Annotated in this window: 18 protein-coding genes, 1 tRNA gene and 3 pseudogenes; 10 read left to right on the top strand and 12 right to left on the bottom strand. The window is 71.9% G+C overall.

Translation table 11 applies throughout. From position 1 onward, the window contains the following. Window positions 1–112: 112 nt before the first annotated feature. Window positions 113–1,210, bottom strand: coding sequence for a cell division protein ZapE (gene zapE, locus ACIBK0_RS26350; protein WP_399084771.1), 1,098 nt, complete (start codon window positions 1,208–1,210; stop codon window positions 113–115). A 37-nt stretch (window positions 1,211–1,247) separates the two neighbouring features. Between zapE and ACIBK0_RS26345 the strand changes: the two genes are divergently transcribed. The 4 genes from ACIBK0_RS26345 to msrB all read left to right on the top strand — a co-directional run bounded on the left by ACIBK0_RS26345 (window position 1,248) and on the right by msrB (window position 4,725). Then, window positions 1,248–2,042: a pyrimidine reductase family protein gene (locus ACIBK0_RS26345; RefSeq protein ID WP_399084768.1), complete on the top strand. Its 795-nt coding sequence runs from the start codon at window positions 1,248–1,250 to the stop codon at window positions 2,040–2,042. 133 nt (window positions 2,043–2,175) lie between these two features. Next, window positions 2,176–2,649 (top strand): indole-3-glycerol phosphate synthase, encoded by a 474-nt coding sequence (locus tag ACIBK0_RS26340; protein WP_399084765.1) that lies wholly within the window; start codon window positions 2,176–2,178, stop codon window positions 2,647–2,649. Between the two features lie 241 nt (window positions 2,650–2,890). Then, window positions 2,891–4,282 carry a UDP-N-acetylmuramate--L-alanine ligase gene (murC, locus tag ACIBK0_RS26335; RefSeq protein ID WP_399084762.1) on the top strand — a complete coding sequence of 464 codons (1,392 nt, stop codon included), beginning with the start codon at window positions 2,891–2,893 and terminating at the stop codon, window positions 4,280–4,282. A 35-nt stretch (window positions 4,283–4,317) separates the two neighbouring features. Further along, the gene (gene msrB, locus ACIBK0_RS26330) at window positions 4,318–4,725 is read left to right on the top strand and encodes a peptide-methionine (R)-S-oxide reductase MsrB (RefSeq protein WP_399084759.1); all 408 of its coding nucleotides are present in this window, start codon (window positions 4,318–4,320) and stop codon (window positions 4,723–4,725) included. Window positions 4,726–4,805: 80 nt separating this feature from the next. On the opposite strand, the gene ACIBK0_RS26325 is transcribed toward msrB, so the two are convergent. Genes ACIBK0_RS26325 through ACIBK0_RS26315 form a run of 3 tightly spaced genes read right to left on the bottom strand, consistent with a single transcriptional unit; the run spans window position 4,806 to window position 7,323 of the window. Continuing rightward, window positions 4,806–5,153, bottom strand: coding sequence for a hypothetical protein (locus ACIBK0_RS26325; RefSeq protein ID WP_399084756.1), 348 nt, complete (start codon window positions 5,151–5,153; stop codon window positions 4,806–4,808). After that, window positions 5,150–5,764, bottom strand: coding sequence for a SigE family RNA polymerase sigma factor (locus tag ACIBK0_RS26320; RefSeq protein WP_399084753.1), 615 nt, complete (start codon window positions 5,762–5,764; stop codon window positions 5,150–5,152). The genes ACIBK0_RS26325 and ACIBK0_RS26320 overlap by 4 nt, the downstream gene beginning before the upstream one ends. Continuing rightward, the gene (locus ACIBK0_RS26315; protein WP_399084750.1) at window positions 5,761–7,323 is read right to left on the bottom strand and encodes a sodium:solute symporter; all 1,563 of its coding nucleotides are present in this window, start codon (window positions 7,321–7,323) and stop codon (window positions 5,761–5,763) included. The genes ACIBK0_RS26320 and ACIBK0_RS26315 overlap by 4 nt, the downstream gene beginning before the upstream one ends. 167 nt (window positions 7,324–7,490) lie before the next feature. Between ACIBK0_RS26315 and ACIBK0_RS26310 the strand changes: the two genes are divergently transcribed. The 3 genes from ACIBK0_RS26310 to ACIBK0_RS26300 all read left to right on the top strand — a co-directional run bounded on the left by ACIBK0_RS26310 (window position 7,491) and on the right by ACIBK0_RS26300 (window position 10,127). Further along, window positions 7,491–7,712: a DUF3311 domain-containing protein gene (locus tag ACIBK0_RS26310; protein WP_399084747.1), complete on the top strand. Its 222-nt coding sequence runs from the start codon at window positions 7,491–7,493 to the stop codon at window positions 7,710–7,712. 61 nt (window positions 7,713–7,773) lie between these two features. Beyond that, window positions 7,774–9,942, top strand: a complete 2,169-nt coding sequence (locus ACIBK0_RS26305) for a carbon starvation CstA family protein (RefSeq protein WP_399084744.1) — start codon at window positions 7,774–7,776, stop codon at window positions 9,940–9,942. Further along, window positions 9,939–10,127: a YbdD/YjiX family protein gene (locus ACIBK0_RS26300; protein WP_399084741.1), complete on the top strand. Its 189-nt coding sequence runs from the start codon at window positions 9,939–9,941 to the stop codon at window positions 10,125–10,127. Before ACIBK0_RS26305 ends, ACIBK0_RS26300 begins: the two co-directional genes overlap by 4 nt. A gap of 239 nt (window positions 10,128–10,366) precedes the next feature. On the opposite strand, the gene ligA is transcribed toward ACIBK0_RS26300, so the two are convergent. The 6 genes and pseudogenes from ligA to ACIBK0_RS26270 all read right to left on the bottom strand — a co-directional run. Then, window positions 10,367–12,454 carry an NAD-dependent DNA ligase LigA gene (ligA, locus tag ACIBK0_RS26295; RefSeq protein ID WP_399084738.1) on the bottom strand — a complete coding sequence of 696 codons (2,088 nt, stop codon included), beginning with the start codon at window positions 12,452–12,454 and terminating at the stop codon, window positions 10,367–10,369. 188 nt (window positions 12,455–12,642) lie between these two features. Then, window positions 12,643–12,716: transfer RNA gene (locus tag ACIBK0_RS26290), tRNA-Met, on the bottom strand. Window positions 12,717–13,078: 362 nt separating this feature from the next. Further along, complete coding sequence (locus ACIBK0_RS26285; RefSeq protein WP_399084735.1) at window positions 13,079–14,080, bottom strand: YbhN family protein; 1,002 nt, start codon at window positions 14,078–14,080, stop codon at window positions 13,079–13,081. Between the two features lie 556 nt (window positions 14,081–14,636). Next, entirely contained in the window at window positions 14,637–14,765 is a 129-nt protein-coding gene (locus ACIBK0_RS26280) for a hypothetical protein (protein WP_399084732.1), read from the bottom strand. 9 nt (window positions 14,766–14,774) lie between these two features. After that, window positions 14,775–17,162 carry a SpoIIE family protein phosphatase gene (locus ACIBK0_RS26275; protein ID WP_399084729.1) on the bottom strand — a complete coding sequence of 796 codons (2,388 nt, stop codon included), beginning with the start codon at window positions 17,160–17,162 and terminating at the stop codon, window positions 14,775–14,777. Between the two features lie 105 nt (window positions 17,163–17,267). Beyond that, window positions 17,268–17,366: pseudogene (locus tag ACIBK0_RS26270) on the bottom strand (LuxR C-terminal-related transcriptional regulator); the annotation flags it as partial. A 275-nt stretch (window positions 17,367–17,641) separates the two neighbouring features. Here ACIBK0_RS26270 and ACIBK0_RS26265 point away from each other — a divergent pair. Further along, window positions 17,642–17,986, top strand: a pseudogene (locus tag ACIBK0_RS26265) (ABC transporter); the annotation flags it as partial. A gap of 115 nt (window positions 17,987–18,101) precedes the next feature. Here ACIBK0_RS26265 and ACIBK0_RS26260 read toward each other — a convergent pair. Continuing rightward, a pseudogene (locus ACIBK0_RS26260) lies at window positions 18,102–18,218 on the bottom strand (SAM-dependent methyltransferase); the annotation flags it as partial. Window positions 18,219–18,407: 189 nt separating this feature from the next. Between ACIBK0_RS26260 and ACIBK0_RS26255 the strand changes: the two are divergent. Both ACIBK0_RS26255 and ACIBK0_RS26250 read left to right on the top strand, forming a co-directional pair. Then, window positions 18,408–19,421: an alpha/beta hydrolase gene (locus ACIBK0_RS26255; protein ID WP_399084726.1), complete on the top strand. Its 1,014-nt coding sequence runs from the start codon at window positions 18,408–18,410 to the stop codon at window positions 19,419–19,421. 236 nt (window positions 19,422–19,657) lie between these two features. After that, window positions 19,658–20,737 carry a helix-turn-helix domain-containing protein gene (locus ACIBK0_RS26250; protein ID WP_399084723.1) on the top strand — a complete coding sequence of 360 codons (1,080 nt, stop codon included), beginning with the start codon at window positions 19,658–19,660 and terminating at the stop codon, window positions 20,735–20,737. Between the two features lie 72 nt (window positions 20,738–20,809). On the opposite strand, the gene ACIBK0_RS26245 is transcribed toward ACIBK0_RS26250, so the two are convergent. Beyond that, a complete protein-coding gene (locus ACIBK0_RS26245; protein ID WP_399084720.1) occupies window positions 20,810–21,751 on the bottom strand; it encodes an AraC family transcriptional regulator in 942 nt (313 codons plus the stop codon). Between the last annotated feature and the right edge of the window lie 147 nt (window positions 21,752–21,898).

Here is a 21,898-nt window from a genome sequence, read left to right as displayed (position 1 = left end):
CGGCATCTCTTCCGGCATGTCAATACATAGGTTAACAAGGCAAATTGTTTGCAGGGTTAACTCTACGTTTCACCCGGAAGAGGGCCGGAACCGATACCTCTGCGGCCGGAAACTACGCTTCCACGAGCCCCTTGGCGTCCCGGGCCAGCGCCGTGAGCCGGGATATCGCGCGGAAGTACTTCTTGCGGTATCCGCCGTTCAGCATCTCCTCGCTGAACAGCTTGTCGAAGGGCATTCCGGCGGCGAGGACCGGCACCTCGCGGTCGTACAGACGGTCGGCGAGCACGACGAGGCGCAGTGCGGTCGACTGGTCCGGGACCGGCTGGACGTCGGTGAGGCAGACCGCCCTGACGCCGTCCGTCAGGGCGCCGTACCGGCTGGGGTGGACGCGTGCCAGGTGGTCGAGCAGGTGCGGGAAGTCGTCGAGCGAGGCGCCGGCGGTGGCGTACGCCGCCTTGGTGACCTGCTCGTCGGAGAACGGCGCCGGGGCCTCGGGCAGCCCGCGGTGGCGGTAGTCCTCGCCGTCGATGCGCAGCGGCCGGAAGCGCGCCGACAGGCCCTGGATCTCCCGCAGGAAGTCCGCGGCCGCGAACCGGCCTTCACCGAGCTTGCCCGGCAGCGTGTTCGAGGTGGCGGCGAGCGCGACGCCCGCGTCGACCAGCTTGCCGAGCAGGGTGGAGACGAGGACGGTGTCGCCGGGGTCGTCGAGTTCGAACTCGTCGATGCAGAGAAGACGGTGGCCCGAGAGCGTCTGCACGGTCTTCTGGAAGCCGAGTGCGCCGACCAGGTTGGTCAGCTCCACGAAGGTGCCGAACGCCTTGAGCGCGGGCTCCGCCGGGGTCGCGTGCCAGAGGGAGGCGAGCAGATGGGTCTTGCCGACGCCGTAGCCGCCGTCGAGGTAGACGCCGCGGGGGCCGGCGGGCGTCTTCGGGGCCTTGCCGAAGCCGAACAGCCGGCGCTTGCCGCCGCCGACCGCGTGCGCCCCGCCGAGACCGGCCGCGAAGCTGCCGAGGACGTGCACCGCCTCGGTCTGGCTCGGCTGGTTCGGGTCCGGGATGTACGTGGCGAAGCGGACCGAGTCGAAGCGCGGCGGCGGCACCATCTCGGCGACCAGTCGGTCGGCGGGGACGTGCGGCTCGCGGGCGCACAGGGACAGCGGGGCCGCTTCGGCTATCGGGTCGATCCCGGAGGCGGTGGTGGAGGACGACACGGTTCCCCACTCTAAGGGCCGTGCCACACTGCACGTCATGCGACGCCTGTTCCCTGTGACCTACGAAACAGCAGCCCAGGCCTCGGGTGGGGCCCCCGAGACGGATGTGACGGACCGGGAGTGGGGGCTCGGGGAACTGGCGGAGGCCTACGCCTACCCCGACCGCCGGGAGCCCTGGCTGCGCGGCAACATGGTCTCCACGCTCGACGGCGCGGCCCAGCACGACGGGCGCTCGCAGCCCATCTCCAGCGCCACCGACATGCGGATCTTCGGGGTGCTGAGGGGGCTCGCCGATGTCGTGGTCGTCGGCGCGGAAACGGTACGCCAGGAGGGCTATCGACCGGCACGCGCGCGTGAGGCCTTCGCGGAGCTCCGGGAGGCGGCCGGACAGGGCCCCGCGCCCGCCATCGCCGTGGTCACCGCCAGCCTCGACCTGGACTTCTCGCTGCCGCTCTTCACCTCGCCCCTGGTGCCCACGCTGGTGCTGACGGGTGCCGCGGCGGCTCCCGACCGGGTCGCGGCGGCCGAGAAGTCGGGTGCCCAGGTGGTGATCGCCGGGGACGGGATGGGGGTGGACCCCGCCCGCGCCGTAAGGGCCCTCGGGGAACTCGGTCTGACCCGGCTGCTGACCGAGGGCGGGCCCCGCCTGCTCGGCCAGTTCGTCGCGGGAGGAGTGCTCGACGAGCTCTGCCTGACCGTGTCACCGATGCTCGCCGCCGGTGACGCACAGCGCATCGCCGGGGGGCCCTCGATGGCGGTCCCGGCGAGGTTCGAACTCGTGTCCCTGCTGGAGGAGGCCGGGTTCCTGTACAGCCGATACCGTCGATCCTGACAAGTCGGTGAAATGCCTCATTCCGGTTATCTTCCGTTGGGCACACTAAATCTCGCAGACCTCGTGCGGTCACGGGGCAGGATGGTTTCCGCAGGGGCCTGGGACGGGCCCACGGAGGAGAAGGGCGCCTGTCGTGTTCACAAGCGTATTGATGATCGAGAAGGCCCTGACGTCTGCCGACGTGGAGTTCGTCACCACCTTGCACGGCGATGAGGCGGTCGCCTTCCATGTGCTGCTCCAGCCCCGTGGGGACCAGGCGGACCGGCTGCTGCGCGCCATCGACGACGTCGCGCTCGGTGAGCTGGACGAGGCGGCCCACGAGCGCGAGACACCGGAGGGCGAGGAGGCGGTCGGACAGGGGCAGCAGGCCCTCGACGTGTCGCTGGTGGCCCTGCGCTCGGCCGGCAGCGAGGCCGAGGGCCGGCTGATCGAGGACCACCCGCTGGACGCGCTGAAGGCGCTGGTCGACGAGATCGAGGCCGACGAGGTGATCGTGCTGACCGACCCCCACTACGTGGAAGAGTTCTTCCACCGGGACTGGGCCTCCCGGGCCCGCCACAAGGTGGGCGTGCCGGTCCTGAAACTGTTCTCGCACAGCAAGGTGTGATCACTGCCGCCGGGCCGGGCCGTGGGGCGCCGCCGGGGTGCGGTGTTCTTCGGGGTGCGGGTGCTTCGTGGCTGGTCGCGCCCGCGCGGCGGAGCCGCAGGATGAGCACTGCTCCGCGCCCGTTCCCGACATCGTCGCCGGCGCCCCTTGCAAGGCGCCGGACGCCGCACGCAATAGGCTGGGGTCGCGCTCCGTCCGCGGGCGCGCTCAGCCTCGTACCGGATCTTGGGGAGAACAGCGCATGGCACCCGGCCTTCCTACCGCCATGGACCGACCGCACTTCATCGGCATCGGCGGCGCCGGAATGTCGGGCATCGCGAAGATCCTCGCGCAGCGCGGGGCCAAGGTGGCGGGCAGTGACGCCAAGGAGTCCGCGACCGCCCAAGCCCTGCGCGCGCTCGGCGCGACGGTGCACATCGGGCACGCGACCGACCATCTGGCGTCCGACGCCACCTGCGTCGTGGTCTCCTCCGCGATCCGCCCGGACAACCCGGAGCTGGCCCGGGCCGCGGAGCTCGGCATCCCGGTGGTCCACCGCTCGGACGCCCTCGCCCGGTTGATGGACGACCTGCGCCCCATCGCGGTCGCGGGCACCCACGGCAAGACGACCACGACGTCGATGCTGGCGGTGTCCCTGTCCACCCTGGGTCTGTCCCCGTCGTACGCGATCGGCGGCGACCTCGACGCCCCCGGTTCGAACGCCCTGCACGGCGAGGGCGAGATCTTCGTCGCCGAGGCCGACGAGTCGGACCGCAGCTTCCACAAGTACGCGCCCGAGGTGGCGATCGTGCTGAACGTGGAGCTGGACCACCACGCCAACTACGCCTCCATGGACGAGATCTACGAGTCCTTCGAGACGTTCGTGGACCGCATCACCTCGGGCGGCACGCTGGTGATCTCGGCGGACCACGAGGGCGCGCGCGAGCTGACGCGCCGTGTCACGGCCGCGGATGTCCGCGTGGTGACGTACGGCGACGCGGCGGACGCGGACGTCCGGGTGCTCTCCGTGGTCCCGCAGGGCCTGAAGAGCGAGGTGACGGTACTCCTGGACGACTCGGAGCTGACCTTCACGGTCTCCGTCCCCGGCCGCCACTACGCGCACAACGCGGTGGCGGCGCTGGCGGCCGGCGTCGCCCTTGGCATCCCGGCCACCGAGCTGGCCCCCGCGCTGGCCTCCTACACCGGTGTGAAGCGCCGCCTCCAGCTGAAGGGCGAGGAGGCGGGCGTCCAGGTCATCGACTCCTACGCGCACCACCCGACGGAGATGACGGCCGACCTGGAGGCGATGCGCGCGGCGGCCGGTGACGCCCGCATCCTGGTGGTCTTCCAGCCCCACCTGTTCTCCCGCACCCAGGAGCTGGGCAAGGAGATGGGCGAGGCCCTGTCCCTCGCCGACGCCTCGGTCGTCCTGGACATCTACCCGGCCCGCGAGGACCCGATCCCGGGCGTCACCAGCGAGCTGATCATCGAGGCGGCACGGGCGGCGGGCGCGGATGTGACCCCGGTCCACGACAAGGGCGAGGTGCCCTCCGTGGTCGCGGGAATGGCGAAGCCCGGTGATCTCGTTCTCACCATGGGCGCGGGCGACGTCACGGACCTCGGACCCGAGATCCTGACCCGCCTGTCGAAGTAGCCACACACCGTACCTGTAGTGAGGGGTTGAGCTTCATGTCGTACGACATCGAAAAGCCGGACGAGCAGTGGCGCGCGGAGCTGACCCCGGCCGAGTACGCGGTCCTTCGCAAGGCGGGCACCGAGCCCGCCTTCACGGGCGAGTACACCGACACCAAGACCAAGGGCGTCTACTCCTGTCGCGCGTGCGGCGCAGAACTCTTCACGTCCAACGAGAAATTCGAATCGCACTGCGGCTGGCCGTCCTTCTTCGACCCGAAGGACACCGACGCGGTCGAACTGATCGAGGACCGGTCGCACGGCATGGTGCGGACCGAGGTGCAGTGCGCTCGGTGCGGGTCGCATCTCGGTCATGTCTTCGAGGGCGAGGGGTATGCGACCCCGACCGACCAGCGGTACTGCATCAACTCCATCTCGTTGCGGCTGACGCCCGACGAGACGTGATCCGGGGCCCGGGCGGAACACGCGTGCGGCACGGAACGACACGCGTGCGGCACGGAACGCACGGCTGACGTGCGCCGTGTTCAGCCCGACACGGCCGACATGACGCCGGAAGCCGGGACGGCCGAGATTCCGCGGGAAGCGGCCGTGCCCGGTGCGCCGGAGAAGATGACGTGGGGATCGGACGGGGCCTGGTTGAGAACCCATAGGCCGATGAGCGTGGCCAGGGTGAAGACGACAGCGATCAGGACGGCGAGGACGAGCCGTCGCCGCCGTTCGCGGCGCAGCCACTCGCCGCGCGCGGTGCGATAGGCGTCGGGGGCGGCCCGCACGCCGCCGGCCAGCGCCTCCAGGGCCTCGCTCAGCTCCTTCTCGGTCCGGCTCTGCTCCGCGTGCTCGTTCTCCGTCCGGTCCGGACTGGTGTCGTTCATCGCCGGGCCTCCATCGCCTGGGTCAGGGCGGCGATGCCGCGCGCGGTGTGTGTCTTGACCGATCCGCAGGAGATGCCCATCGCGGCGGCGATCTCGCTCTCCTTCAGCCCGAGCCAGTGCCGCAGCACGAGCGCCTCGCGCTGCCGGGGCGGCAGTTGCTGGAGCGCGTCGATCAGCACGCGCTGGTCGTCATGGAGGAGGGCGGTGCTCTCGGCGGAGGCGACGCTGTCGTCGGGCGGGTTCTCCACGTGCTTGCGGGCGACCTGGAGGTGCCGTATGCGCATCCGGGTCAGATTGCACACGGTGGAGCGCAGATACGCCTCCGCGGCCTCGACATCCCGCAGCCGCCGCCACTTCCGGTAGATCTGGTAGTAGGCCTCGGCCACCAGGTTCTCCGGGTCGTCGGCGCCGAGCAGGGCGGCGAGGCGCAGCATCGAGGCGTAGTGCGTTTCGAACAGACGGGCAAGGGCGGCCTCCCGCTCCAGGTCGGCCGGATCGCCCGCCTTGGGGGAGAGAACCTCGGTCGCGGCTGTGGGCCGCGGGATCAGCGGCTCGGTGTCGACCGGAGCCGCCTGCGGCACCGGTACGGCCATCTGCTGTCTGCGTCTCACGGCTTGCTCGCTCCCGTCTCGGGGCGCCGCCTGACGGTCAGGCGGGACGGTAGATCGGTGACGTCGGCGCCGCGCGGGACACCGAGGCGTTCGAGGGCCGCGGTGCCGGCCACGGCGACGGTCAGATTCAGCAACAGGGCGGCCAGCCCCGCGTAGATCTCCAGCGACTGCTCGCCGACACCGAGGGGCACGACGGACGAGAAGCCCTCGCGCACCACGAGGAACGTCCCGGCCGCCATGCCCACGCCCCATCCGGCCAGGAGCGCCCGAGGGTGCAGCCGACCGGTGAACAGCCCGACGGCCACGGCCGGGAAGATCTGCAGGATCCACACCCCGCCCAGCAGCTGGAGGTTTATGGCGTCCTGGTCGCGCAGCCCGAACACGAACGCGACCGCCCCCACCTTCGCGGTGAGCGAGACCGCCTTGGCGATGCGCACCTGCCGCTTGGGCGTGGCCGTCGGATGGACGTACTCGACGTACACGTTGCGTACGAAGCTGGTGGCGGCCGCGATCGACATCACGGCGGCCGGGACCAGCGCCCCCACGGTGATCGCGGCGAACACCAGCCCGGCCAGCGGTGCCGGCATCAGCCGGTCGACCAGCATCGGCACGGCGGCCTCGGCGCCGCCCGCCGGGGCGCGTACCCCGGCCGCGAGCGCCGCGATGCCGAGGAAGCCGAAGAGTGCGAGCAGTCCCGTCCAGGCGGGCAGTGCCACGGAGACCTTGCGCAGGGTGCGCGGGCCGTCAGCGGCGAAACCGGCGGTGAGGACATGCGGGTACATCAGCAGGGCCAGCGCCGAGCCCAGCGCGAGGGTGGCGTACGCGGGCTGCTGGGCGGGGGACAGGAGGAGAGCGGAGTGCGCCGTGTCCGTGCCGCCGAGCCGCACGGCCGCGCGGTCGAAGACCGCGCCGGGACCGCCCAGCCGGTCCAGAACCAGCCACGTGACGGCGGTGAGCGACACGAAGACGGCCACCGCCTTGAGCGCGGAGATGACGGCGGGCGCGCGCAGCCCGTGCCGGTACGTCGCCACCGCGAGGCCCGCGAACAGCGCCACCATCACCAGGTCGCCGGTCGCGCCCCGCGGATAGACACCACCGGCGGTCAACACCGCGCGGATGCCGAGGAGCTGCAGCGCCAGATACGGCATCGTCGCGAGGATCCCGGTCAGTGCCACGACCAGGGCCAGCGGCGGTGAACCGTAGCGACCGCGCACGAAGTCGGCGGCGGTGACATAGCCGTGGCGGCGGGCCACGCTCCACAGCCGGCTCAGCAGGACGAAGGCGAGCGGGCAGACGACCACGGTGTACGGCACCGCGAAGAAGGCGGGCGCGCCGTTGCCGTACGCCAGTCCCGGCACGGCGGTGAAGGTGTACGCGGTGAAGATCGTGCCGCCGAGCAGCAGCCAGGTCCAGACAGGGCCGAGGCTCCGGTCGGCCAGTGCCCAGCCTTCCAGGGAAGGCAGCCGATCGCTCGGGCGCAGCCGCCGTGCGGTGACGGCCAGCAGCGACGCCCCGCTGATCACGGCGAGAAACGTCGCGGTCATGGCGCCATCCGCCATCGGTCACCGTCCTTGGTGTGCCTGAGCCTCACCGGTTAGTTGCGCGGACGGCGCATTCGGATGACGGAAAACCGGCGGGAAATCTTCTGGAAATTCGCTGTCAACCACTTCCGGCGGGTGCGCAACTCTTGCACAGACCGACAGCCAGGGGGAGAGGAGAGCAGGTCATGGCACCCACCGTTCGTCACCGGCTACGACACGTCGCCATCGCCGTACTGCTTCTCGCACCCACGGCAGGCCTGCTGTGGGTCCCCTGGTACGCCGGTGCGAGCCCACGGCTCGCGGGGACGCCGTTCTTCTACTGGTACCAACTCGCCTGGGTACCGGGCTGCGGGCTGTGCCTGCTCGCTGCGTACGCACTGACCAGGCACGAACGCGACGATCCCTGATCCGGCCCAGCAGGTAGCCGTACCCCTTTCACCGCAACACCGCCCGAGGTGAGGAGCCGCCATGCCCAAATCCGCCATGCCCGAATCCGGTCGCCCGGCGCCGGTGGGCCCGTCGCCCGCACGGCCCCGTCCGACCCCGCGCGCCGTCCTGCTGTGGACCGCCGTGGCCCTGCTCGGCGCCGTCGGCTGGGGCGTCCTCGCCCTGGCCCGGGGCGAGAAGATCTCCGCGGTCTGGCTGGTCGTCGCCGCCCTCGGTTCGTACGCCATCGCCTACCGCTTCTACTCCCGCTTCATCGTCCGCCGGGTGCTGAAGCCGGACGACCGCCGGGCCACCCCCGCCGAACGGCTGGAGGACGGCGTCGACTTCCAGCCCACCGACCGCCGGGTGCTGCTCGGCCACCACTTCGCCGCGATCGCCGGCGCAGGACCGCTGGTGGGACCGGTGCTCGCGGCGCAGATGGGCTATCTGCCCGGCACCCTGTGGATTGTGGCCGGGGTGATCTTCGCCGGGGCGGTGCAGGACATGGTGGTGCTGTTCCTGTCGATGCGGCGGGACGGCAAGTCGCTCGGGCAGATGGCTCGTGACGAGATCGGCCGGGCCGGTGGCGCGGCAGCCCTGATCGCGGTCTTCGCCATCATGATCATCCTGCTCGGTGTGCTGGCCCTGGTCGTGGTCAACGCCCTCGCCCACTCCCCGTGGGGCACCTTCTCGGTGGCCATGACCATCCCCATCGCCCTGTTCATGGGCCTGTGGCTGCACATCCTGCGCCCGGGCCGGGTGGTGGAGGCCAGCGTGATCGGCGTGGTGCTGCTGCTCCTCGCCATCGTCGGCGGCGGCTGGATCGAGAAGTCCTCGCTGGCCGACACCTTCACGCTCAGCCCCACGACCCTGGTCTTCTGCCTGATCGGATACGGCTTCGTCGCCTCCGTACTGCCGGTCTGGATGCTGCTCGCCCCGCGGGACTATCTCTCCACCTTCATGAAGATCGGCACCATCGCGTTGCTCGCGGTCGGGGTCGTGGTCGCCGCGCCCGTCCTGCGCGCGGACGCGGTCAGCGACTTCGCCTCCTCGGGCGCGGGCCCGGTCTTCGCCGGCTCCCTCTTCCCCTTCCTCTTCATCACCATCGCGTGCGGCGCGCTCTCCGGCTTCCACTCCCTCGTCGCCTCCGGCACCACCCCGAAGCTGATCCAGAAGGAGTCACAGGTCCGGCTGATCGGCTACGGCGCGATGCTGATGGAGTCGTTCGTCGCGATCATGGCGCTGATCGCCGCGGCCACCCTGGAACCGGGCCTTTACTACGCGATGAACGCCCCCGCGGGTCTGCTCGGCACCACGGCCGAATCCGCCTCCCACGCCGTGGCCGGGCTCGGTTTCACCATCACCCCCGACCAACTGACGCACGCGGCCGGCGCGGTGGAGGAGCAGACCCTGATCGCCCGCTCCGGCGGCGCCCCGACCCTCGCCGTCGGCATGTCGGAGATCTTCTCCGGCGTCTTCGGCGGCACCGCGCTGAAGGCTTTCTGGTACCACTTCGCGATCATGTTCGAGGCGCTGTTCATCCTGACGACGGTCGACGCCGGCACCCGGGTCGGGCGCTTCATGCTCCAGGACATGCTCGGCAACGTCTGGAAGCCGATCGGCCGGGTCAACTGGAAGCCGGGCATCTGGCTGTGCAGCGGACTCGTCGTGGCCGCCTGGGGCTACTTCCTCCACTCCGGCGCCACCGACCCGCTGGGTGGAATCAACCAGCTGTTCCCGCTCTTCGGCATCGCCAACCAGCTGCTCGCCGCGATCGCCCTCACCGTCTGCACCACGGTCCTGATCAAGTCCGGACGGCGGCGCTGGGCCTGGGTGACCGGCGTCCCCCTCGCCTGGGTCGTCGCCGTCACCTTCACCGCCGGCTGGCAGAAGATCTTCTCCGACGATCCCCGCGTCGGTTTCTTCGCCCAGCGCACGCGGTACGCCGAGGCCCTCGACGTCGGCCAGGTCCTGCCGCCCGCCAAGACCCTCGACGACATGCACACCGTGGTCACCAACTCCACGGTCGACGGTGTCCTGATCGCGCTGTTCCTGCTGCTGGTCGCCGTGGTGATCGGCAACGCGGTGGTGGTGTGCGTCCGGGCCGTGCGTTCCCCCCTACCGCTGCCGACGACCGAGGCGCCGTACGCGGAATCCCGCATCGAGGTGCCCGAGCAGGCGGCGCAGCCGCTGGTGGGAGCCCGCCCATGAGCGTGCCGCGGTGGGCCCGGGCCGTGCACTGGTACCTGCGCGAGCTGACCGGGGAGGCTGAATACGACCGCTACTGCGAGCGGCACCGGCGCCACCACCCGATCGCCCCCGTGCCGACCCGACGGGAGTACGAAGTGCTGCGCACGCTCCACCGGGAGGCCCACCCCCAGGGCCGCTGCTGCTGACGCACGACCCCGAACCGCGGGGTGGGCGCGCCTCCCAGCACCGGTGCCGCGCCCGCCCCGTGACGTTCCGTTCGTCCGGCCGCCCGGCGCACGCCGGACGGCTTGCTCGCGGCGCCTCGCACACTCCGTCCCGGGGCACAGGCCGTGCCCGGACCACGCGACCGGGGCGCATGGACGCAATCTCCGGCCGATCCGGTCCACCAAATGCGGCGCGTTGCACTCCGCCGTGTCGGGTGCGGTCAGTCGATGAAGTCGGCGACGAGGGTGGCGAATTCGTCGGGGGCTGCCAGGCGTATGCCGAGGGTCTCCGCCTTGGCGCGTTTGGATCCGGCCCCTTCTCCTGCTACGACCAGGGTGGTCTTCTTGGAGACGCTGGAGGAGGCGCGCCCGCCGGCGCGTTCGACGAGTTCGTTCATCTGGTTGCGGCTGAGCTTCTCCAGCGCTCCGGTCATCGCGCCGGTGACGACGACCGTCATCCCGGCCAGCGGCCCGCCCATCGGCTCCGCGGCTTCTCCGCCGCTGTCCGCGTCGCCCGAAGCGGGGACCGGCGGCGTGGCGCCGGGCTCGGTCATGTTCACCCCGGCCGCGGCGAGTTTGTCGATGAGCGGGGCGAGGTCGGCGAGTTCGGTGACGATGGACGGGGCCTTCTCGGTGCCGATGCCCTCCACCCGCTGCATCGCCTCGGCGTCGGCGGCGCGGATGTTGTCCATGGTCGCGAAGTACCGGGCGATGCGGCGGGACATGGACCGGCCGGTGCCGCGGACCCCGAGCGCGCACAACACGCGTGACAGGGGCTGCCCCTTGGCTGCGCCGATCGCGGCGAGGAGGTTGTCGGTGCTGGTCTCCCCCATCCGTTCCAGGCCGAGCAGCTGGTCGCGGGTGAGGCCGAACAGGTCGGCGAGATCGGCGACCAGACCGGCTTCGACGAGCTGAATCACGCGGGTGTGGCCGAGGCCTTCGATGTCGAGCTGGTCGCGGCCGGCTGCGTAGGAGAGGGCGGCGACCAGGTGGCAGTTGCGGCCGTTCTCGCAGCGCCAGCGTTGCTCACTGGAGTCGATGCCCGCGCCGCAGCGCGGGCAGACCTCGGGGAAGACGATCGGCTGTTCGTCGCCGGTGCGCAGGTGGGCGACGGGGGCTTCGATGCGGGGGATGACGTCGCCGGCGCGGTGGACCATGACGTGGTCGCCCAGGCGCAGGTCGCGGCGGGTGATGTCGGCCGGGTTGTGGAGGGTGGCGTAGGTGATGGTGGAGCCGTCGATCTCGACCGGTTCGAGGACGGCGCGCGGGGCGATGATGCCGGTGCGGCCCACGTTCCACTCCACCTCCAGCAGCCGGGTGATCTTCTCCACCGCCGGCAGCTTGTAGGCGATCGCCCAGCGCGGGGCGCGTGAACCGGATCCGGCATCCCGCTGGTCGGCGGACAGGTCGGCCTTGATGACGATCCCGTCGATCCCGAACGGCAGCTGGGCCCGCAGCGCGGCGATCTCCTGAACGCGCGCCAGGACCTGCTCCGCCGTTTCGGCGGTGACGCCGGGCACGGCGGTGTGGGCGGTGGTGTTCACGCCGAGCTCGGCGGCCCGCTCCATCAGATCGCTGTGCGCGCTCTCGCCCAGCCGCGTCGTGAGTGCCGCATCGGTGTCGGGCAGCGGGAGCAGGCCGTAGCCGAAGAACGTCATCGGCACGGTGTACGCGCGGTCCTTGGCACGCAGCGTGCCCGCCGCGGCGTTTCGCGGGTTGGCGAACGGCTGCCCGCCGTGCGCGGAGCGCACCTCGTTGGCGTGCTCGAACTGGTCGGTGGTCATCAGGACTTCGCCGCGCACCTCCACCGTGACCGCCTCGGTGAGCTCCCGCGGCAGGCCTTCGACGGTGCCGATCGCGTGCGAGACGTCCTCCCCGGCCGTCCCGTCGCCGCGTGTGATCAGCCTGGTGAGGCGGCCGCGGGTGTAGCGGGCGGCGATCGCGAGCCCGTCCAGTTTCGGTTCGACGCTGAATCGCTGCGCCTCGTGGCCGATGCGCCGGGCCAAGGACGCGGTCCAGGCGGTGAACTCCTCGGCCGAGAACACGTTGTCCAGGCTCAGCATCGCCACCGTGTGCGGGACGTCCCCCTGCGCTGCGCCCCCGGCGACCTTCCCGGTCGGCGAGTCGGGCAGCACCTCCTCGGGGTGATCGGCCTCCCATGCGGCGATGCCGCGCACCAGCCGGTCGTAGGTGTCGTCGTCCAGCACCGACGTGCCGCCCGCGTAGTAGGCGGCGGACGCCTTCACCGCGTCCTCGACCGCCTGCGCGTAGGCGGCGGCATCCACGATCACTGCAACAGGTGTGGTCATGCCCGTCATCCTGCCTGCCACCACTGACAACGCCCCGGGCGCGCTTCACCGTTCATGGGAGTGGTGGTGGAGCCTTTGGCCTCGGGCCCGGGAGTCGGCTCCGATTCCCGCCTCGGCCCGCGGCCCCACCTTCCGTGCGCGGGACATGACCGAGGGGCCGGCGAAATCGCCGGCCCCTCGGGTTTCAGTAGCGGGGACAGGATTTGAACCTGCGACCTCTGGGTTATGAGCCCAGCGAGCTACCGAGCTGCTCCACCCCGCGTCGGATGACCCCACTCTACGCCAGAATTCGCGGCCCTCACACCAAGATCGCCCGCCATGAGCCGCACCGGCGGTGCGATCAGCTCGAAGCGGGCCCCGAGTCCGGGCGGGCCTTCACGCCGGACCCGGCGCCACTTCTGATGCGGCCTGGGCGAAGGCCCGGATGATCGGGGTGTCCTTGCTGGTGCGCCGGAGACGGGAAGGCGGACGCCGACTCGTCCGCCGCCGCGCAACCGGCGGTTCGGTGAAGCGCCGGGTGCCGACCCCAGCCCCCTGATGTGCCGGCGAGCGTGATCGCTCCCCCTGCTCGGGTGTGCTCGTGGACGCGGGACGGAGGAGGTCACCTGCCAGGCGCCGATGACGTCACAGTGCCTTGCGGTGCACGAGGGCCGAGAGCACGAGTGCGCCCGGCAGCAGGGGCAGCCAGATCGTCAGGACGCGGTAGCCGATGACGGTCGCGGTGGACAGGTCCAGGGGGGCGTCCAGCGCGACCATGGTGAACACCAGGGCGGCGTCCACGGGGCCGATGCCGCCCGGCGCGGGCACTGCTCCGACCGCGGTGCTGGCGGCGAGGAACGCGAAGACCACCTGTGGCCAGGACAGCGGCAGACCCAGCGAGGCCCCGACCGAGGCGATCACGCTCGCCTGGAGGACCGGGGCGATGGCCGAGCCGCCCCAGAGGGCGAGGACGCGGCTGGGCCGGGAGTGCAGCAGCCGTACGTCGGTCAGAGCGGTGCGTACGAGGTCGAGGACGGGGCGGCGCAGCGGACGTACCACCGTGATGAGCAGGGCCGGCACGGTCAGGCCGATGGTCACGCCACCGGCGATCACGAGCAACGTCCGGTCGTCCGGGACGAGTTGACCGAGTCGCAGCAGGTCGGGGAAGGCCACCACGAAGACCAGGAGCACCAGCGTCTTCGCGATCGGTTTGACCAGCGAGTACAGGGCGAGCGAGGCGGTGGCCCGCGCGAGGGGGATGCCGTGGCGCTGCAGGAAGCGCAGGGTGACCGCATGCGCGCCGATGCTCGCCGGAAGCACATGGTTCGCGGCACCCGCGGCGAACTGCGACGCGAGCAGCGGCCGCGGCGGAAGCCGTTCAGGTACGGCTCCCTGCCGGACGACCGCGGCCGCCACCCAGCCCAGACAGGTGAAGAAGAGCCCGGAGAGCAGCCACCAAGGGTCGGCGGAGGCCAGCCGGGCGGCGCCGTCGGACACCGCGTGCCAGTCGACCGCCGCCCACGCGCCGATCAGCAGGAGCGGGACCAGACTCAGCACCCCGCCGGCCAGGCGTGCGGCGGAGGGGGAGCGGACGGGGGCCGGGGCAGGGAGCGGCCCGGGGAGTTCATCGAGCGGGAGCAGGGACATGGCGCACGTCGTCCTTCCACGTCGCGCACCGCGCGGTGCGGGGCGGACGAATACAAGGCGAGGCAGGAGGGGACGGCGGAAACGTGCCCGCCCGGTGTGACGCCATGGTGTCCGGGAGCCGAAGGAGCGCGGGCGGGTGGGCGACGCGGCCCGCACCCGTCGTCCCGCACCGCGTGCTCCCGACGCGGTCCACCCCCGTCGTTCCGCACCGCGTGCTCCCGACGCAGGTGATGTGTACTTGCCTGGTGAGCCACGCGTTCTCGAAGCATGCGACTTCGGTGCGGCGGAACATCTCGAGGATCGGATGGAGGGTGCGGACGGAAGCGCTGGGTGCTCGGTGCGGGGCGCGTGTCAGGGCCACGTCTGGGGCATCGGTGAGCCCGCGCTGAGGGAAGGATGAGAATCAGGGAACTCACAGCTTGCCCACAGTCGGCTCACGCCGGGCCGCAAGGTGGCGCCGCGCGAGGGCAGTTGCGTACGGCCGCCCTGTCCCAGGGGGTCGGGCCCGGACGGACGGCCGGTGGGTCGGCCGGGTGTCCCTCCGGATCCCGCCCCGTCAGATCGGGTAGTGCGCGCGGTCGACGGCCTGCGCGGTGACCCACCGGGCGTCGGTGAACACCTCGGCGCCCGCCTGCCCGCCGGACCGGCTGCCGCCGTACCGCCTGGGTGCCACGCCCGGGTGCACCAGGCCTCCTCACTGGACGGGGAGCGTCTGTTCGGCCCAGATCGTCTTTCCGGTGCCGGTCGGGCGGGTGCCCCAGCGGTCGGTGAGCTGGGCGACGAGGAGCAGGCCACGGCCGCCCTCGTCAAAGGTGCGGGCCCGGCGCAGATGGGGCGAGGTGCTGCTGGCGTCGGAGACCTCGCAGATGAGGGCGCGGTCGCGGATGAGCCGGAGCTGGATGGGGGCGCCGCCGTAGCGGATGGCGTTGGTGACCAGTTCACTGACGACGAGTTCGGTGACGAAGGCGGCCTCGTCGAGCCCCCAGTCGGTGAGCTGCTCGGTGGCGTACTGCCGGGCGGTGGCCACCACCGCCGGGTCGGCGGGCAGGTCCCAGACGGCGACCTGCGCGGTGTCCAGGGCGCGGGTGCGGGCCAGCAGCAGGGCTACGTCGTCGGCGGGGCGCTCCGGGAGCAGGGCCTTGAGCACGTTGTCGCAGACGTCCTCCAGATTCCCGGCCGGGGCCGCGAGGGAGGCGCACAGCGCGGCGGTGCCGGCGTCCACGTCGAGGTCGCGCGCCTCGATGAGACCGTCCGTGTAGAGGGCGAGTACGGCGCCTTCGGGCATGTCCAACTCGGTGGACTCGAACGGGAGGCCCCCGACCCCGAGCACCGGCCCCGCGCTCACCCCGACGACCTCCACGGTTCCGTCCGGGTACAGCACGGCGGGCGGGGGGTGTCCGGCCGAGGCGATCGTGCAGCGGCGGGCGACCGGGTCGTACAGCGCGTACAGACAGGTGGCACCGATCTCGCTGCCCATCCCGCTCTCGTCGGCCGCCAAGTGCCCTACCAGATCGTCGAGGTGGGTGAGCAGCTCGTCCGGGGGCAGGTCGACATCGGCCAGCGTCCACACCGCCGTCCGCAGCCGTCCCATCGTGACGGAGGCGTGGATGCCGTGTCCGACGACGTCTCCGACCACCAGCGCCACCCGGGTACCGGACAGCGGGATCACATCGAACCAGTCGCCGCCCACGCCCGCCTGGGAGAGCGCCGGAAGGTAGCGGGAGGCGAACTCGACCGCGGCCTGCCCCGTGACGACCTGCGGCAGCAGACTGCGCTGCAGGGCCAGCGCGGTCGTGTGCTCCCTGGTGTACCGGCGGGCGTTGTCCACGCAGACGGCGGCGCGGCTGGCCAGCTCCTGCGCCAGTGACACGTCGTCCTGGTCGAAGGCATCGGGGCTCCGAGGGGTGAGCATCCGTACGAAGACCGCCACGCCGAGGGCGGTACCGCGCGCCACCAGCGGTACGGCCATCAGCGAGAACTCCCTGTCGTCGCACCCCCGCAGTTTGGCGGCCCGCTCGTCGTGCCGCGCGAGCCAGGTGTCGAGGTCCGCCTCGCCGGTCCTGGTGAGCACCGCGGCGCCGGTGGCCAGCGCGTGGGCAGGCGGCGAGGACGGCGGATAGACGTCCGCGCCGCCCAGGTCGATGGCCGCCTCGGGTACGCCGGCGGTGCGGGAGTGGTGTGCGACGCGGCGCAGCTGCAGATCGTCGGCCACCGGGCCGGCGACGGGTTCCTCGCCCTGGAGCACCGAGTCCAAGAGGTCCACGCTGGCGAAGTCCGCCAGCTGGGGCACCGCGAGCTCGGCCAGCTCCCGGGCGGTGTGGATCACGTCCAGCCGTGTACCGATACTGGTGGCGGCCTTGTTCAGCAGCGCGAGCCGCTGCCTGGCCAGGTGCTGCTCGCTGCTGTCGAACGCGGCCAGTGCGACCCCGAGCAGGTGCCCCGAGGGGTCCCGCAGCGGCCACATCTCGGAGTTCCACGCGTGCATCCGCTTCCCCGAGGGCGCCCGGGTCCAGCTCTCGTAGCGCACCGGCTGCCCCGTCTCGACCACTTTCCGCAGATGGCGCTGGAACCCGCGGCTGTGCTCCGCGTCCTCCACGGTGTCGGGGTAGAAGCGGCCGAGGAACTCCTCCTCCGCCCGGTCCATGACCCGGCACGCCGTGTCGTTCATCCGTAGATAGCGCTGCTCGATGTCGAAGATCGACATCGACACCGACGCCTGCCGGAACGCGAGCTCGCCCAGTGTGCGGCCCCCGTCGTCAGGCGCCGCGGTGATCACGTATCCCCCCGGCTCCCCCCTCTCGCCCCGCAGCGGGCAGACCCGCAGTGCCAGCTGTGTGCGCCGCCCGTTCCGCAGCCGTATGCCCACCACCGCGCCGCCGCCCTCCCGCAGCTCCCGCCAGGCCGTCTCGGCCTCCGGGGCGATCAGCTGCGACACCGGCCGCCCGGTGATCTCCCGCGCGGTGTATCCCGTCAGCAGGCGCGCACCCTCGCTCCATCCCGTGATGATCCCTCGTGCGTCGACCACCGCCATGGCGTCACCGGCCGTGGTCGCCCGCCCCCCATCGCCCGGCAACGTCACCATATGTACAAGAATGATCCGATCGGGCAGTGGCATCAAGCCAGGGGTCTGACACGGCCACGGGGGACTGCCCGCGTGGTCGGCTCGCCGGGCCCGGGCGGCGATTCCCACCCGGTTCCGCACCGGGAGCTTCGGCTGAACGCCGGCGAGGTGCGTCTTCACCGTCGACCGGGAGGCGTACATCGACGCGGCGATCTCGGCGTTGATACGGCCGAGGCGACCAGGCCTACGACGTCCAACTCGCGGTCGAACAGCGGTTGTCGGGGCAGCGGGACGCGGGCGCGACGGGCGTCCGCGCCCGCGAACGGTCGCGGTGATGCGCTCGAGCAGGCGGACCGTGACCGAGTGCCGACGCCGGCAGATCCGACGCCTCCGCGGGGAGGGCCGGCCCTGTTCTGCTCACGCCCCCGTAGCGCGAGGGTGTTCTCAGCCGCGCGGCGCCGGCGCGAACCCGTCCCCGCGCGGCCGGGGATTCGGCCTGCTGCGCGAGCCTCGCGGTCGGTCTGGGTGTCCAGGCCATCAACGCGGCGTTCGGCGGGACCGGACAGCTCGTGTCCATGTTCGTGTTCATCGTCCTGGGCCTGCCCTCATCGGGCGCCACGGTCCCGCTCCAGGCCGTCCCCGACTTCTACCGCTTCCTGTCGATCTTCGAGCCCATGCGCCAGCTCAGCGACGGCGTATGCGCCATCCTCTTCTTCGACGCGGGCCTCACCCGAGCCTGGACCATGATCGCCGCCGGTGCCGCCCTCGCCCTGTTCTTCGGCTTCGCGATGACCCGTCACTACGACCGCAAAGGCCTGTACCGCATGACGCCTCAGCCCGCCTGAGGCAGTGGCGATGCCGCCGCGGAGGAAGGCCGTCGCCGCGTCGATGTCGGCCTCCAGGTCGCGGTGGATCCGTTCGGTGACGGCCGCCGCCGCGGTACCGACGCGTACGCTGGGCCTACGCCTTGCGAGCCACCGCCCCGTACATGGCGATGTCCTCGTCCCGGATCCGCTCGGTCTCCGTGCCGTCCGGATGCCACTTGTGGACCTGGGTGATGCCCGGGTCGACGAGGTCGAACCTCCCGTCAGCTCGTCGCTCATGCTTCCCAGGACACTTGTCATCCCGGCGGCGGTGAAAACCACCCGAGGCCGCCCCGCCGTTCGGCGGGGGATTCCCGCCGAACGGCGCGTACCCGCCGACCGCGCCGCCGGGCACCATGAACGCACTGGTCACACCGCAGTGGCCGTGACGCGAGGAGCCGCCATGACCGCCGAGCCGACGATCGCCGCAGGACGGGCAGCCGCCGGGCAGGTCCCTCCGCCGCCGCCCTTCGACCCGGAGCTGGCGGCCGCGCTGGAGCTGATCGCGGAGGAGATCCCGCCCGGTTTCACGGCGGAGCTGATTCCGGCGCTGCGGGAGGGCACGAACCACATGCGGCCCTCGGACGACGAGCTGCGCAGGGACGGCGCCTTCCAGGTCGAGGAGCGGTCGGTGCCGGGGCCCGCGGGCGCGCCGGACGTATCGCTGCTCATCTGCCGGCCGACCGGAGCGAGCGCACTGCTGCCTGCCGTGTACTACACCCACGGCGGCGGCATGATGCTCGGCGACAACCGGATGGGCGTGACCGAAGCGCTCGACTGGGCCGAGGAGTTGGGCCTTGTGGTGGTGTCGGTGGAGTACCGGCTCGCCCCCGAGCATCCGCATCCGGCGCCGGTCGAGGACAGCTACGCAGGGCTGGTGTGGACGGCCGCGAACGCCGAGGAGCTCGGGATCGACCCCGACCGCCTCCTCGTCGCCGGGGCCAGCGCCGGGGGCGGACTCGCCGCGGCCCTCGCGCTGCTGGCCCGGGACCGCGGTGGGCCCGAGCTGATCGGCCAGCTGCTGATGTGCCCGATGCTGGACGACCGCAACGACTCGCTGTCCGGCCACCAGATGGCCGGGCTCGGCGTCTGGGACCGTACGGCCAACGCGACGGGCTGGGGCGCGCTGCTGGGCGAGGGTGCCGGCGGCCCGGACGTCTCGCCGTACGCGGCCCCGGCCCGGGCGGCCGATCTGTCCGGACTGCCGCCGGCCTTCATCGACGTCGGCTCCGCGGAGACGTTCCGCGACGAGGACATCGCATACGCCGATCGGCTCTGGCAGGCGGGTGGCCGCGCCGAACTGCACGTGTGGCCCGGCGGCTTCCACGGCTTCGAGATGTTCGCCCCTCAGGTACCGCTGGCCCAGGAGAGCCGGGCCACCAGGTTGCGCTGGTTGCGGCGGCTGCTGGGCGCCTGATCGGCGTCGCCGACCCGGGGTGGGGTACGACGTCGATGTCACGCTGGTGACGTTTCCGCCCCGGCCGCTCCTGCCGCTGCCCCTGTCGCTCCCGCTGCCCCTGCCCGTCCCGTATTCGGGGGGCTGCCGCTCCCCGGACCCCCGCTGGGGCCTTGAGTGCCTCGTCCTCGAACGCCGGACGGGCTGAAACACCTCCGTGCTTGGCAGGGCGGGGGCGTGGCCGCAGGATGGTGCCTGTGAAAGAGCTGGCAGGACGGCTCGCGGCGCTCGACCCGGACGCGGGGGCCGCGCTGCAGGTCATCGCGTACTTCGACCGCCTCACGGAGGGGCGGGTCGGCCTGGAGGCCTTGGTGCGCGGGGCCGCGGTGCTGTCCGGCTGCCCCGTCCGGCTGGTCGACGAGCGGCGCGGTGTACGGATCAGGGTCACGCCGGATGGACGGCGCGACGACTCCGCAGGGGCCGTCGACCCGGCCTGGCCGTGGGCACCGCTGGAGCCCGCGGACCCATCGGCGACGGAGCCCGCTCAGGCCGCCCTCCCCGAATCCCAGGCCGCCCTCTGGCTGGAGCGCCCCGGCCCGCCCGACGGCGTACAGGCCATGATCCTTGAGCGGGCGGCGCGCGCCGTACGCGACGTCATGGACCGGACACGCGGGTGGGCGCCCCCGGCCGTACCCGCGGCGCACGACCCCGCGCTGGTGGAGGTGGTGCTGGACGCGTCCGCACCACAGGCCGCGCGGTCCCACGCAGCGGCTCAACTGGGGCTCAAGCGAACCGAGTTGGTGCGGGCGGTGGCGCTTCACGAGGGCGGCGCGGAACTCGTGCCCGCCGGTCGGCGCACAGCCGGGTCGCGGCGGGCCGGTGTGGGACCCGCCGTCGAGCCGGCCGAACTGCCGCAGTCGTGGGCCGCCGCCCGGACCGCGCTCCGGCTGACCGCGGAGGGCACGGCCCGGGATCCCGGGGCGCGCACGGTGTACGCCGAGGAACTCGGCGGGCTGGCCCTGCTCGCCGCCGCCGTGGGCCCGGACACCCCGCCGATCCCCGACGTGCTCGCCGTGGAGCGCGCTGTCGCCGAGGCCACTTGGGCGGCCGCGACCCTCCATGCCGTGGCCTCCGCCCCCAGTCTTCGCGCTGCGGCCGCCGAACTGACGGTGCATCACTCGACCCTTCAGGAACGCCTCGCGCAGGCCGAGCGCATCCTGGGCTGGGACGTGAACTCCCCCCAAGGGCGCATGCGTCTTCAACTTGCCCTGGCCATAAGGAAGCTGCAGCGAACAGCGGCGGACACCGGGACGGGGCGGGCGGTGCCCTCGGGGTGACGGTGGTCGCCCCGTCGCGCTTCGAGACGCGCATCGCCGCGAGCGCCCGGCGGCGGGCCGCGACGGCTCGCGCTACGGCCGCCGCCCTCCGTACCGCATCTCCCGAGGGCTCACCCCGAACCGCTGCCGGAACGCCGTGCTCAGCGCGCTCGCCGAGGAGAAGCCGGAGGCGTACGCGAGGTCGGTGATGGTCAGATGTTCGCAGTCGCCGCATTGGAGGCGCTCGCGGACGAGCCGGAGGCGTTCCTCGCGTATCAGGTCGCGCGGTGTGGTGCCCGCCCGTTGCAGGGCCAGTTGGATCTGGCGCAGGGACCAGCCGAGGGCGCGGGCCATGGACGTACCGGTGAGGGCGGGGTCGGATGCGTGCTCGCGGACGTAGCGGCGGACCGTGGTCTCCACGTCGGTCAGGTGCCTCGACCCGTCGGGGCGGTCGTCCCCGGTGACGAGCATGCACAAGAGCTCGACGATGCGGTCGGAGACGGCGTTGAACTGCGGATCGGTGAGGTGGAGGCGTTCGGTGTGCAGGTTGTTCAGCATGTCGCCGACCACGCGGCCGAGGCCTCTGCTCAGGTCGAGGCCGGTGGCCAGCGGCGACTTGCGGTTCAGCGGGCCGTTCACCTCACGGGCCGGGATGGTGAAGATGAACGCCTGGGTGGACGCGTCCTGGAGGCACTCGAAGGGGGACCCGAAGGAGACCAGCGTGCCGGTCCCCGGCGTCAGCCGTGCCTCCTGGCCGTCCTGCCGCAGAACGAGCTCTCCGCTGAGCGGGAGCAGCAGGCGGTAGTCCTCGTCGGGGTCCGTCCGGACCTGCCTCGCGGTTCTGCTGTACTCGATCTCGTCCGACCGGAATCTGACGAGCTGATAGGCCTCGGTGCGCTGGCGGACCGTCTCGCCGCGGAAGTTGTCGGTGTGCGCGTACCGGTACCCCATCCGGGACTGGTAGGAGCCGATGTGCTCGCTCCAGAAATCGGCCCGCTCGCCCGGATTCACCTCACCGGTCGACTGTGATTCCACGAGGTAGCTTCCCGCAGTCAACGACACCCTCAACTCCTGTGTGCGGCTGGCGGTAGTTACGCGCCGTCAGCCTAGTGCCCACAGCCGGTGCGTATGACAGCAACTTCCTTGCGCGCCGGGGCAAGCGCGGGCGCCGACGCGTGGCTA

Origin of the sequence: Streptomyces sp. NPDC050564 (assembly GCF_044457265.1) — a bacterium.
GTDB lineage: Bacteria > Actinomycetota > Actinomycetes > Streptomycetales > Streptomycetaceae > Streptomyces.
The sequence above is the reverse complement of the archived record's forward strand: the minus strand, read 5'-3'. Positions and strand labels throughout refer to the sequence as shown.